Origin of the sequence: Streptococcus mitis, from assembly GCF_002096855.1 — a bacterium.
Lineage (GTDB): Bacteria > Bacillota > Bacilli > Lactobacillales > Streptococcaceae > Streptococcus > Streptococcus mitis_Y.
Genome location: NZ_NCVH01000029.1, coordinates 12,501 through 25,633 on the forward strand (window position 1 = coordinate 12,501; position 13,133 = coordinate 25,633).

Sequence of the window (13,133 nt, forward strand, 5' to 3'; positions counted from 1 at the left end):
TAAGGTAAGGAGAAGAGTTTGAAAGCTTTACTACCTAAAATAAAATTCAAAAATTTTGATGAGAAATGGAATAGAAAAAAATTACATAGTATTGCGCCCCTGCGTGGAGGCTTTGCTTTCAAAAGTGAAAAATTTCAAAATACTGGCATTCCAGTTGTTAGAATATCAAATATCAAATTTGACGGAACTGTTGGAGGGGAGTTTGAATATTACTCTAAGATAATTCCAGATGAAAAATTTGTTCTTAGAGGACGTTCAATTCTATTGGCTATGTCAGGAGCAACTACTGGAAAAATAGCTATGTTAGATTCTGAGGAAGAATACTATCAAAATCAACGAGTAGGTTATTTCCAAAATACTGGGGAAGTAGACTATGAATTTCTTTCTTCTGTTTTGCAGACGAAAGCATTTACTAACCAACTAAACGCTGTATTAGTAGCAGGTGCACAACCAAATATATCGTCCAAAGAAATTGATTCCTTTGGATTTTATCTTCCAGACTCAACAGAAGAACAATCCGCCATTGGTTCTCTTTTCCGCACCCTTGACGACCTTCTGTCTAACTATAAGGAAAATCTTGCCAACTACCAATCTCTCAAGGCGACCATGCTCTCCAAGATGTTTCCTAAAGCTGGACAGACAGTCCCTGAGATTCGTTTAGATGGATTTGAGGGTGAGTGGGAAAATAAACGTGCAGATGAAATTTTTAAGTCAGTGTCTGAGAAAAATAGAGCTTTGTTGCCTGTGTTATCAGCTTCTCAAATTGATGGTATGGTTTTGAGAGATGAAATAGGCATTGATATTAAGTATGATGAAGCCACTCTCAATAATTATAAGCTTGTCAAACCAGGTCAGTTTGTAATTCATTTACGTTCTTTTCAGGGAGGTTTTGCTTTATCTAAATTAGAAGGAATAACCTCGCCTGCATATACAATTATTGATTTTATTGATAAAGTAAATAACTTACCTGATTTTTGGAATTCAATTTTAACTTCAAGGGACTTTATAAAACGATTAGAGACAGTCACTTATGGAATTAGAGATGGGAAAAGCATTAGTTTTAAAGATTTTTCTAGCTTGAAATTTGTATTTCCAGAGTTTAAAGAACAACAAGCCATCGGCTCCTATTTCTCAAACCTAGATAACCTGATCAATTCTCATCAAGAAAAAATTTCTCAGCTTGAGACTTTGAAAAAGAAACTCTTGCAGGATATGTTTATTTAGGTAAATCAAAATGGAAAAGAATTATATTAAACTAGAGAAAATCGATACATCAACAGCAGCAAAAAATTTTGCTGATTTATTAAAAGAAAATAAAACGTATTTTCTTAATGGGAATTGGGGATCTGGTAAATCTACTTTTCTTAAAGATATCAATGATACGAAACAAGTTAAACTAGTTACTATTGATTTTTGGAGATTAAATGACAGTCGTTCAACTTTAGAGACAGTTTTTGCGAATTTACATCCATTTGTTTATTGGGGTTTAAGATTAATTGTAATTCTATGCATTGCATTATCAATCCTAATGACTAATGTAGTTGATTTGGGGCTAAGCGCTTATGTACCTAATTGGGTTGTTTTATTCGCAGGAGTGATTGCTTTAATAGTAGCAATTCATCAATTTTTGAAAATAAAATCAGATGGAATTTATAGCTGGTTATTGACTCGAAAATATTTTTCATTCAAAAGAAAAGTTCTAGTTGTTGATGACTTTGATAGAATGACTAATATTCAACAAGAAGCTAGTTACAAACTTTTTAGTTTGTTAAATGGGAAACTTCCAATTATATTTGTTGGAGATATAGAACTTCTACATAGAAATGATAATAATTATCTTTCAAAAATAATAGACAGAAGATTTGATATTCCTTATGTTTTACATCCTATGAAAATATGGGGAGATTATTTTGAACAATTAGAAGAGAGATTTAAAATAAAGCTTTCTGATGGATTCAAGAGAGTCTTCATAATGGACGATAAAAATTTAAGAGACAGAGAACGTTTCAATGATTATGTTAATTTGGAATTAATCGGTCGTGATAAAAAGGAATATGTCCAAATTGAGCAACAACTGGTTGTTCTTTATCTCTATCTTTACTATCAAGAAGCATATAAGTCTCTAAAGAATGGTAGGAAAGGTATTGAAATAGATTCAAATAAGTTGTGGCTAATCAAAGAATTGCAAAACATTTTATTTGAAAAAAATGATTTGTATCCTGTTTGTTATCGCTCTAACTGTGAAGCGTATTTCATTAATGAAATACCATCTAATAGAAAAATTGATGAATTAATTTTGATTATTAATAATAAGAAACAACTATCTCCGGAAATCTTAAATAATCAGCAAGATTTCTTTGATTATATAAAAAATTTTGAGAATTTAACTGAGAATGAGCAAGAATTATTATTCCAACAAACATTAGAATTATCTAAACTTGGAAAGAATAATATGCTGATGGATATCATTATTCAAAAGAAAGTAAAAAAAGAGGTTCCCGACTACAATCCGTCTTTAATTAGTACAAAAGTGATTGATGATGTGGCAGACTTTTTAAGATATAAATTAAGTGAAGAGGATTTATCTGAAATTTTTTATTTTATTATTAAGCATAAAATTTTTCAATATTTTCACTTTAGAGATTCACAGATAGGAGAAGAATTATATTCTAAAATTGAGTATTTTAATAGAAAAGCACAAATATTATTGATTTATATCTATAGTCATAATATAGAAGAGCGTTTTTCTGAATGGAGCAATGAACTATTGCAGAAAATAGAAAACCTTGACACGGAAAATTTTCTCGCTTTTTTGCTACAAATTGGATGCATTGTTAATAGTCAAGATTCTAGTAATGAATTTCATACAGCAAATAGAACGTACACTACAAATTTTAATAATTTAGTTGGTGACTTCGATAAAGCAAGATCAGTTGAGATTTTTAAAAGTTTTTATAATAGGTTGATGAAACTTAATAACGAGGGATATGTAATAAAAGACCCAGAGTAAAATCTTAAAAGGAAGCTACTATAGTATTTGTTAGTCAGAAGCTTCAAGATATTAAGAAGTTTTTGGTGATCATTTGTCTGGTCGACTTGACTCATTTTATGACTGGAACAGATTTTAGGAGCACTTTTAGAATTTCTTCCACAATCTAGAATTTAAGATTATTTAATCTGTGTAAAAGTATTGGTTATCAACTTACAGTATCTTCTATTCAGTTGATCTTGATTTGAACGATTGAAAATGAAGTGATTTGTTATAAATGATTGCTTGTTTAAAAAAATAATTGTAAAACTTTAGAAAGAAACATTATGGAAACAACACAAACTTCCCAGTCGCTCTACCAAGCCCTGTGGAACTCAGCGGATGTTCTCCGCTCTAAGATGGATGCCAACGACTATAAGTCCTATCTCTTGGGTATGGTCTTTTATAAGTACCTGTCAGATAAGATGCTCTTTTTCGTGGCGGAGACTATGGAGGAGGGGAGTGAGAGTCTAGAGGCTGCCCTTGAGATTTATCGTAACTACTATGAGGATGCAGACACCCACGAGGATCTTCTTGCAGTCATGAAGGACGAACTCAACTATAGTATCAAGCCTGAGTTGACCTTTACGGCTCTTGTAGCACGTGTTAATGAGGGGACTTTCCAGTTGGAAGACTTGGCTCAGGGTTTTCGTGATATCGAGCAGAGTGACGAACTTTATGAAAACCTCTTTGAAGATATTGACCTCTATTCCAAAAAGCTAGGGGCGACTCCGCAAAAGCAAAACCAAACGGTGGCGGCGGTCATGAAAGAGTTGGCTGTGCTAGATGTGGCTGGTCATGCTGGTGATATGCTGGGAGATGCTTATGAGTATCTGATTGGTCAGTTTGCGACTGACTCGGGTAAGAAGGCTGGTGAGTTCTATACACCTCAGCCTGTTGCCAAACTCATGACTCAGATTGCCTTTTTGGGTCGTGAGGATCAGCTAGGCTTTACCATCTATGATGCGACTATGGGGTCTGGCTCTCTCTTGCTCAATGCCAAGAAATACTCTCATAAACCGCAGACGGTGGTCTACTTTGGTCAGGAGCTCAATACCTCAACCTATAATTTGGCTCGGATGAACATGATTCTACACGGTGTTCCTGTTGAAAATCAATTTCTCCACAATGCCGATACACTAGATGAAGACTGGCCGACTCAAGAACCGACTAACTTTGATGGTGTTCTCATGAACCCGCCCTACTCTGCCAAGTGGTCAGCAAGCTCTGGCTTTATGGCGGATCCTCGTTTCTCTCCATTTGGGAAACTGGCACCCCAGTCCAAGGCTGACTTTGCCTTTCTTTTGCATGGTTACTACCATCTCAAGCAGGATAATGGGGTTATGGCTATCGTCCTTCCTCACGGGGTTCTTTTCCGTGGCAATGCGGAAGGAACCATTCGTAAGGCCTTGTTAGAAGAAGGAGCCATTGACACGGTTATCGGTCTACCTGCTAATATCTTCTTTAATACCAGCATTCCGACCACGGTCATCATTCTCAAAAAGAACCGTACCAATCGTGATGTCTACTTTATCGATGCTTCTAAGGAGTTTGATAAGGGGAAAAACCAGAATATCATGACGGATGCGCATATCGAGAAGATTCTGGAAGCCTACAAGTCACGTGAGGAGATTGACAAGTTTGCCCATCTGGCAAGTTATGAAGAAATCGTTGAAAATGACTACAACCTCAATATCCCTCGCTATGTAGATACCTTTGAGGAAGAAGAAGTCGAGCCTCTGACAGATATTGTTGGAAAGATTAACACAACCAATCAAGCAATCCAAAACCAAACCGCTTCCCTACTCGAAATGCTCGGTCAACTACACGGAACCACACCAGAAGCCGATGCTGAGCTTAAAGAGTTTTTGAAAGAGTTTAAAGGGTGATGAGAGTAATTGATTCGCTCATATTCCGCTCATAATTCGCTCGTTTTTAAGATACAACTTTGTTTCCATATTTCCGGGGAACTAGTAGAAAGTAAGGAGAAATATGGAAAATAATAACCAACTTGCCCTTTGCCAGCAACTCTGGGCGAGAAACAAATACCTCGTTTTGAGTCATTCTAGCAATATTTACAATGAGATTCGTCAGTATCTCAAGAATGAAGAGGTGGAGGTGAGTCAGGTTCAGGAGATGATTGATCGTGCCTGCCAGATTCCAGAACACAGGGGTCAGATTTGCAATGCCTTTCAGCATATTTGGGGCTATTTCAAAAAGAAAGCGACAGATGCTGAACGCAAGGATTATATGTTTTTACTGGAGCGTTATCACTCTGGCCATGCCACCAAAGAAGACTTAATTGCTAAGACGAGGGAGTTGCTAGATTGTTATCCAAATACCTACTTGCAACATTCAAAGTTACTGAAAGGAGATTCCCATGAGACTTTGGCATGAGGCTTTGATTTCACAACTTCCCCGTCCTCAACTCTTGGGACAGCATTGAGAGTGCTGTGCCCTCCGTGGCAATGGCTGGGGCAGAAAGCATGCGACGGTTGACTATGTCTTTACTCACTCGCCCTATCGTCTCTATGCCTATCATGACTTGATCATGGAGGAGATGGCTGACCGTGGCTACAATGTCAGTCCAGAGTGGATGGGCAAGAACTACCGTGGTAAGATTTGTCCTTCTTATCAAGACTTAGTAGAGGAAAAGCTGAAAAGTCCTATCTATAGTGAGCATGATGCTACCTACTATGAGGAGTGTCTGGCAAATCTTCGAGAGAAGGGGATTGAGCTGGAATAATAGTAAGGATTGCCTTCAATTTATAACTCTTCCCGTAATTTTTTCGAATAATAAAGATGAGACCTTTAGAGTTTTTCTAAGGTCTTCTTTTTATGAGTGTTCAGATTTACTTTTAATAACTTTTGAGTTATAATTTAATTAGAAAGAGGTTGCTTGGTGCATACGATTTACTTCTATAAGGACAGAAATGGAAACGAGCCAGTTTTGGATTATATGAGAGAATTGGCTAGTCAGAAAAGTAAGGATAGTCGCATCAAACTCAATAAACTAAATGACTATATCGAGTTGCTTAGTCAGCATGGGACGAGAGCTGGGGAACCCTATATGAAACACTTGGAAGATGAGATATGGGAACTAAGACCTTTGAGAAATCGAATTTTATTTGTAGCGTGGCTTGATGGTAGTTTTGTTCTTTTACATCATTTTGTCAAAAAGACTCAGAAAACTCCTAGAAGAGAAATTGAAAAAGCCAAGCGTGAACTGAAGGACTTAAAAGAAAGAGGGGTAAGTGATGAAGAATAGTGCTATTGGGAGTAACTGGAAGGATGTCAGGTCAGAACTCTTTACCAAGGAGGAAATCCTTGAAAGTGATATGCGAGTGGCTATCATGAGTGAGTTGATTGAAGCCAGACATGAGCAAGGAATCAGCCAGAAAAAGCTAGAAGAACTCAGTGGAGTGAGTCAACCTGTCATAGCTAGGATGGAAACAGGAAAGACTAGCCCCCAGTTGGATACAGTCTTGAAAGTTTTAGCCAGTTTAGGAAAGACACTAGCAGTCGTTCCACTCGAACAGAGAAAGAGTTGATAGGAAGAACTTGGAAAACTTTAACAAATTTAATAGTTATAGTGCCTCAAGTGTATAATATAGAAAAATTATGCTTTATTTATATCAGGTGCGAACGAAGTGAGCTTTTAGCGGATATTTCCCGCTATAGTGGTATTCTAGATAATAATTTATTATTATCTAGAACGGAATTTTTGAGACATTCTGGCTCAAAAATTAGGGATGAAATTACTTGGTTGGCTAAAATCATCCACTGGATAATTTTACCTCCCGTCCGCACTTTTCAGGGAAATATCAGAATTACAAAAGAAAAATCAACCTATAGTCTTTTCTAATAACAAGTCATAGTCACTTATAAGAATTACTAATAACGCGTTTGAAGAGCATAACTGAAATAGAGCTATAAAACAAGCTACACAAAGGATTTGAGGCATTTGTTTCAAGTCTTTTTCTTTTATCTAAAATGGAGATATAGTTTCAAACTATATCAAAGCCTAATTTTTTACAATTATACAGATGATTTCTTTTCTGTTAAGATAGTTTCAACAACAAATTTTGGAGGACACATCATGTCAACTACAATCATCGGTTTCCCTCGTTTGGGCGAATTCCGCGAATTAAAATTTACAACTGAAAAATACTTTAGAAAAGAAATCTCAGAAGAAGAACTCTTGGCAGCAGCAAAAGACTTGCGTGCTAAACACTGGAATATTGTCAAAGAAAAAGGCATCACTCAAATCCCATCAAATGACTTTTCTCACTATGACAACTTCCTAGATGCAGCTTTCCTTTTCAACGTGGTACCTGCTTCAGTTCAAAACTTGGACTTGTCTGACCTTGAGCGCTACTTCGCTTTGGGTCGTGGTTACCAAGGAGAAAAAGGAGACGTTCGCGCCCTTCCAATGAAGAAATGGTTCAACACCAACTACCACTACATCGTTCCTAAATTTGAAAAAGACACTCAAGTAAAATTGGCTGGTCACAAAATCTTCGATGAGTTCCAAGAAGCCAAAGAACTTGGATTGAACACTCGCCCAGTTCTTGTAGGTCCATTCACTTTCCTTCAATTGTCAGATTTTGAAGAAGGCGTGAAAGCAGAAGATTTCGTAGACAGCTTAGTGGCTGCTTACCAAGAAGTTTTTGCTAAATTGGCAGAACTTGGTGCGACTCGTATCCAATTGGATGAAGCTGCTCTTGTAAAAGATTTGACAGCTGAAGAAAAAGCTCTCTTCTTGAACCTTTACAACAAACTTTTGGCTGACAAAAAAGGTCTTGAAGTATTGCTTCAAACTTACTTTGGAGACGTTCGTGACGTTTACGCTGACCTTGTAAACTTGCCAGTAGATGCTATCGGTCTTGACTTCGTTGAAGGTAAGAAAACTCTTGAACTCGTTAAAGGTGGTTTCCCAGCTGATAAGACTCTTTATGCAGGTATTGTCAATGGTAAAAACATCTGGCGTAACAACTACGAAAAGAGCTTGGCTATTCTTGAGCAAATCCCAGCTGAAAACATCGTATTGACAAGCTCATGCTCACTTCTTCATGTGCCATTTACAACTGCTAATGAAGAATTTGAACCAGCTATCTTGAACCACTTTGCTTTCGCAGTTGAAAAATTGGATGAAATCCGTGATTTGGATGCTATCCGCAATGGTAAAGGTGAAGAAGCTCTTGCAGCTAACAAAGAACTCTTTGCGACTGAACGTGTTGGTGTTAATGCAGAACTTCGTGCGCGCATCGCTGGTTTGACAGACGCTGACTACACTCGTTTGCCAGCTTTTGCAGAGCGTGAAGCTATCCAAGAAGAAGCTTTCAAACTTCCAGCTCTTCCAACAACAACTATCGGTTCATTCCCTCAAACAAAAGAAGTTCGTGCCAAACGTTTGGCTTACCGTAAAGGTGAATTGTCTCAAGAAGAGTACGACGCTTTCCTTGCTGAAACAATCGACGAATGGATCAAATGGCAAGAAGATATCGACTTTGATGTCCTTGTTCACGGTGAATTTGAGCGTAACGACATGGTTGAGTACTTCGGTCAAAACTTGTCAGGTTACCTCTTCTCTAAAAATGGTTGGGTACAATCTTACGGTATGCGTGGGGTGAAACCACCAATCATCTGGGGTGATGTCACTCGTCTTAACCCAATCACTGTGAAATGGTCTAGCTATGCACAAAGCCGTACAAACAAACCTGTTAAAGGTATGTTGACTGGACCTGTTACCATCCTCAACTGGTCATTCCCACGTGAAGACATCTCTATCAAGGATTCAACTCTTCAAATCGCCCTTGCTATCAAGGATGAAGTACTTGACCTTGAAGCTGCTGGTGTGAAAATCATCCAAATCGACGAGGCTGCTCTTCGTGAAAAATTGCCACTTCGTCGTAGCGACTGGTACGAAGACTACCTTGACTGGGCAATTCCTGCCTTCCGCTTGGTACACTCAACAGTAGCGCCAGATACACAAATCCACACTCACATGTGTTACTCAGAATTTACAGATATCATCCCAGCTATCGACAACTTGGATGCGGACGTTATCTCATTTGAGGCTAGCCGTTCAAATCTTGAAATCTTGGACGAACTCAAAGCGAAAAACTTCCAAACAGAAGTGGGACCTGGGGTTTACGATATCCACTCACCTCGTGTGCCGAACGAAGGCGAAATCGACAACACAATCGAAGCCATCCTTGCTAAAGTGCCAAGCAAGAAAGTTTGGATTAACCCTGACTGTGGTTTGAAAACACGTGGTATTCCAGAAACAAAAGAAAGCTTGATCCGCCTTGTTGAAGCAGCTAAAGCTGCGCGTGAGAAATTGTAAGATAAGGATTTCTCTGGAAGCACTGTTTGGTCAATCTGCCTGTTTCACTTGGATTCTAAGAGTCCAGCTAACGAAAAAATCAACTAGAAAAGGATAATGACTATGTCACGCCAAACACCGTCACTCTCATTTGAAGTGTTCCCTCCCAACCCAGCCGTGGGTAATGATAAAATTATTTCTGCTCTTCAAGATATGCAGGAGTTGGCTCCTCACTTTATCAGTGTAACTGCCAGCAATAATAAATTTAATATCAAGGAAACGACGGTTCGTTTGGCTGACTTTATCCAAAATGACTTGGCGATTCCGACTATTGCTCACTTGCCAGCCATTTATTTGACCAAAGACATGGTTGCTGAAACCATTGCAGACTTGGACAAGGTTGGCGTGCAGAAAATCTTGGCTCTTCGTGGGGATATTATTCCTGATGTGGAGCCACAGAAGGATTTCCGTTACGCAACTGACTTGATTGAGTTCATTAAGGAACAAGCTCCTCACTTTGATATTGTTGGTGCTTGTTATCCAGAAGGTCACCCGGATTCACCAAATCAGATTTCAGATATTCAAAATCTTAAGAAGAAAGTGGATGCAGGCTGTTCGAGCCTTGTAACTCAGCTTTTCTTTGATAATGAGCGCTTCTATGATTTTCAGGACAAGTGCATCTTGGCTGGAATTGATGTTCCTATTCATGCAGGGATTATGCCGATTCTGAATCGAAATCAGGCTCTCCGCCTCTTGAAGACTTGTGAGAATATTCATCTTCCACGTAAATTTAAAGCCATCTTAGACAAGTATGAGCATGACCCTGAGTCGCTCAGAGCAGCAGGACTTGCCTATGCAGTGGACCAAATCGTGGACTTGGTAACTCAGGATGTCGCAGGTGTGCATCTTTACACCATGAACAATGCTGAAACAGCAAAATACATCCACCAAGCAACCCATGCCTTGTTTAATCATCAGTCTCTAGGATAATAAAAAGCAAACCATTCTTCTCAGGTGAGGGGAATGGTTCCTTTTTAATGGTAAAGACCGCACTTTTTAAGAAAAATATGATAAAATAGACTCTGTACGTACTTGATACAAAGATGAGGGTATAAACAGATTTTTAACTATTCAAATCTGCTATAAAAAGGAAAAATACTAAAGAATAATATTTTTAAACTTTTCAAAGTATCTAAATAGTTGAACACGGGCTAAATCCCTAGTGAAAAAGATAGATTTCCTAGTGTGCATCGCACACTGCGTCAATCGAATGCTATCTTGTATAATTGAACCCGGCCGAAAAGCCGTGTAAAAAAGATAAACTGTCTTGTCTTCATCGAAGACTTCGCCAGTTTCCTATTTTTACTTTGCTTTTGACGTCCTTGGTATCTTGAGAATTGAACACGCCTACAACTCTTTGGAAAAAGATAAATCTGCCTAGGAGCAGTCGCTCCGTCGTCCGATTTCCTATTTTCCTTTGAGTTGCTTAACGGCTTTGTATCTTGATCTTTGTAGGCAAGACGTATAATATTATCAATCCAAAGGGGATTAAAATGACAAAACAAGTGTTTCAAACGACTTTTGCGGGTCGTGAATTAATCGTAGAGACTGGTCAGGTTGCTAAGCAAGCAAATGGCTCTGTTGTGGTACGTTACGGTGAGTCAACTGTCTTGACTGCTGCCGTCATGTCTAAGAAAATGGCAACTGGAGATTTCTTCCCACTTCAAGTCAACTACGAAGAAAAAATGTATGCGGCTGGGAAGTTTCCTGGTGGCTTTATGAAACGTGAAGGACGTCCTTCAACAGATGCGACTTTGACAGCGCGTTTGATTGACCGTCCAATCCGTCCAATGTTTGCGGAAGGTTTCCGTAACGAAGTGCAAGTCATCAACACAGTTCTTTCTTACGATGAAAATGCATCTGCACCAATGGCTGCCATGTTTGGTTCATCATTGGCACTTTCTATCTCAGATATTCCATTTGACGGACCAATCGCTGGGGTACAAGTGGGCTATGTTGATGGAGAAATCGTCATCAACCCAACTCAAGAACAAGCAGAGCAATCGCTTCTTGAATTGACAGTAGCTGGTACTAAGCACGCTATCAACATGGTAGAGTCTGGTGCCAAAGAATTGTCAGAAGAAATCATGTTGGAAGCTCTTCTTAAAGGACATGAAGCTGTTAAAGAATTGATTGCCTTCCAAGAAGAAATCGTTGCGGCAGTCGGTAAAGAAAAAGCAGAAGTAGAATTGCTTCATGTAGATGCTGACTTGCAAGCTGAAATCATCGCAGCCTACAACAGCGACCTTCAAAAAGCGGTCCAAGTTGAAGAAAAATTGGCGCGTGAAGCCGCAACTCAAGCAGTGAAAGATCAAGTTACAGCAGTTTACGAAGAAAAATATGCAGAACACGAAGAATTTGACCGTATTATGCGTGATGTAGCTGAAATCTTGGAACAAATGGAACACGCAGAAGTGCGCCGTTTGATCACAGAAGACAAGGTTCGTCCTGATGGTCGTAAGGTCGATGAAATCCGTCCTTTGGATGCGGTTGTTGACTTCCTTCCTCGCGTTCACGGTTCAGGTCTCTTTACTCGTGGACAAACTCAGGCTCTTTCTATCTTGACTTTGGCGCCAATGGGTGAAACACAAATCATCGATGGTTTGGATCCAGAGTACAAGAAACGCTTTATGCACCACTATAACTTCCCTCAATACTCTGTAGGGGAAACTGGACGTTACGGTGCACCTGGCCGTCGTGAAATTGGTCACGGTGCTCTTGGGGAGCGTGCTCTTGCTCAAGTATTGCCAAGCTTAGAAGAATTCCCATATGCGATCCGTTTGGTAGCAGAAGTCTTGGAATCAAACGGTTCTTCATCTCAAGCATCCATCTGTGCGGGAACACTTGCCCTTATGGCTGGTGGTGTGCCAATCAAGGCACCAGTAGCTGGTATTGCTATGGGTCTCATCTCAGATGGAAACAACTACACAGTATTGACAGATATCCAAGGTTTGGAAGACCACTTTGGAGACATGGACTTTAAGGTTGCAGGTACTCGTGACGGGATTACAGCCCTTCAAATGGATATCAAGATCCAAGGGATCACTGCAGAAATCTTGACGGAAGCTCTTGCCCAAGCCAAGAAAGCTCGTTTTGAAATCCTTGACGTGATTGAAGCAACCATTCCAGAAGTTCGTCCAGAATTGGCTCCAACTGCACCGAAAATTGATACTATCAAGATTGATGTGGACAAGATCAAGATTGTCATCGGTAAGGGTGGAGAAACAATCGATAAGATCATCGCTGAAACAGGCGTTAAGATTGATATCGACGAAGAAGGTAACGTGTCTATCTACTCTAGCGACCAAGATGCCATCAACCGTGCTAAAGAAATCATTGCTGGTTTGGTTCGTGAAGCGAAAGTGGACGAAGTCTACCATGCCAAAGTGGTGCGTATCGAGAAATTTGGTGCCTTTGTTAACCTCTTTGATAAGACAGATGCCCTTGTTCATATCTCGGAGATGGCTTGGACGCGTACCAATAATGTCGAAGACTTAGTAGCAATCGGTGATGAAGTTGATGTTAAGATTATCAAGATTGATGAAAAAGGACGTGTGGATGCTTCTATGAAAGCCCTTCTTCCTCGTCCTCCAAAACCTGAACGTGATGAAAAAGGCGAAAAGTCTGAGAGACCTCACCGCCCACGTCATCACAAGGACCACAAACCTAAGAAAGAATTTACAGAAACACCAAAAGATTCAGAATAAGAAAAGGAGA

Annotated in this window: 9 protein-coding genes and 1 pseudogene; all 10 read left to right on the forward strand. The window is 39.3% G+C overall.

Annotated features, from left to right (window positions below):
* Window positions 1–18: 18 nt before the first annotated feature.
* The 10 genes and pseudogenes from B7698_RS03390 (at window position 19) to pnp (ending at window position 13,123) form a co-directional block, all read left to right on the forward strand.
* Window positions 19–1,224, forward strand: coding sequence for a restriction endonuclease subunit S (locus B7698_RS03390; RefSeq protein ID WP_020903013.1), 1,206 nt, complete (start codon window positions 19–21; stop codon window positions 1,222–1,224).
* A gap of 10 nt (window positions 1,225–1,234) precedes the next feature.
* Window positions 1,235–3,010, forward strand: coding sequence for a P-loop NTPase fold protein (locus tag B7698_RS03395; RefSeq protein WP_020903014.1), 1,776 nt, complete (start codon window positions 1,235–1,237; stop codon window positions 3,008–3,010).
* A gap of 305 nt (window positions 3,011–3,315) precedes the next feature.
* Window positions 3,316–4,917 (forward strand): type I restriction-modification system subunit M, encoded by a 1,602-nt coding sequence (locus B7698_RS03400; protein ID WP_084864641.1) that lies wholly within the window; start codon window positions 3,316–3,318, stop codon window positions 4,915–4,917.
* Between the two features lie 103 nt (window positions 4,918–5,020).
* Window positions 5,021–5,425 (forward strand): YbgA family protein, encoded by a 405-nt coding sequence (locus B7698_RS03405; RefSeq protein WP_084864642.1) that lies wholly within the window; start codon window positions 5,021–5,023, stop codon window positions 5,423–5,425.
* A pseudogene (locus B7698_RS03415) lies at window positions 5,409–5,774 on the forward strand (TIGR02328 family protein). The gene B7698_RS03405 and the pseudogene B7698_RS03415 overlap by 17 nt, the downstream one beginning before the upstream one ends.
* A gap of 156 nt (window positions 5,775–5,930) precedes the next feature.
* Window positions 5,931–6,296: a type II toxin-antitoxin system RelE/ParE family toxin gene (locus B7698_RS03420; RefSeq protein WP_084864643.1), complete on the forward strand. Its 366-nt coding sequence runs from the start codon at window positions 5,931–5,933 to the stop codon at window positions 6,294–6,296.
* Window positions 6,286–6,579, forward strand: coding sequence for a helix-turn-helix domain-containing protein (locus tag B7698_RS03425; RefSeq protein ID WP_000797746.1), 294 nt, complete (start codon window positions 6,286–6,288; stop codon window positions 6,577–6,579). The genes B7698_RS03420 and B7698_RS03425 overlap by 11 nt, the downstream gene beginning before the upstream one ends.
* Before the next feature lie 548 nt (window positions 6,580–7,127).
* Complete coding sequence (metE, locus tag B7698_RS03430) at window positions 7,128–9,377, forward strand: 5-methyltetrahydropteroyltriglutamate--homocysteine S-methyltransferase (protein ID WP_084864644.1); 2,250 nt, start codon at window positions 7,128–7,130, stop codon at window positions 9,375–9,377.
* Window positions 9,378–9,479: 102 nt separating this feature from the next.
* The gene (gene metF, locus B7698_RS03435; RefSeq protein ID WP_049516293.1) at window positions 9,480–10,346 is read left to right on the forward strand and encodes a methylenetetrahydrofolate reductase [NAD(P)H]; all 867 of its coding nucleotides are present in this window, start codon (window positions 9,480–9,482) and stop codon (window positions 10,344–10,346) included.
* 563 nt (window positions 10,347–10,909) lie between these two features.
* Window positions 10,910–13,123: a polyribonucleotide nucleotidyltransferase gene (pnp, locus tag B7698_RS03445; protein ID WP_084864645.1), complete on the forward strand. Its 2,214-nt coding sequence runs from the start codon at window positions 10,910–10,912 to the stop codon at window positions 13,121–13,123.
* Window positions 13,124–13,133 lie beyond the last annotated feature (10 nt).

Coding starts and splice junctions, on each gene's coding strand:
- metE (WP_084864644.1), top strand. CDS start 7,128: ATGTCAACTACAATCATCGGTTTCCCTCGTTTGGGCGAATTCCGCGAA.
- pnp (WP_084864645.1), top strand. CDS start 10,910: ATGACAAAACAAGTGTTTCAAACGACTTTTGCGGGTCGTGAATTAATC.
- B7698_RS03425 (WP_000797746.1), top strand. CDS start 6,286: ATGAAGAATAGTGCTATTGGGAGTAACTGGAAGGATGTCAGGTCAGAA.
- B7698_RS03405 (WP_084864642.1), top strand. CDS start 5,021: ATGGAAAATAATAACCAACTTGCCCTTTGCCAGCAACTCTGGGCGAGA.
- B7698_RS03395 (WP_020903014.1), top strand. CDS start 1,235: ATGGAAAAGAATTATATTAAACTAGAGAAAATCGATACATCAACAGCA.
- metF (WP_049516293.1), top strand. CDS start 9,480: ATGTCACGCCAAACACCGTCACTCTCATTTGAAGTGTTCCCTCCCAAC.
- B7698_RS03400 (WP_084864641.1), top strand. CDS start 3,316: ATGGAAACAACACAAACTTCCCAGTCGCTCTACCAAGCCCTGTGGAAC.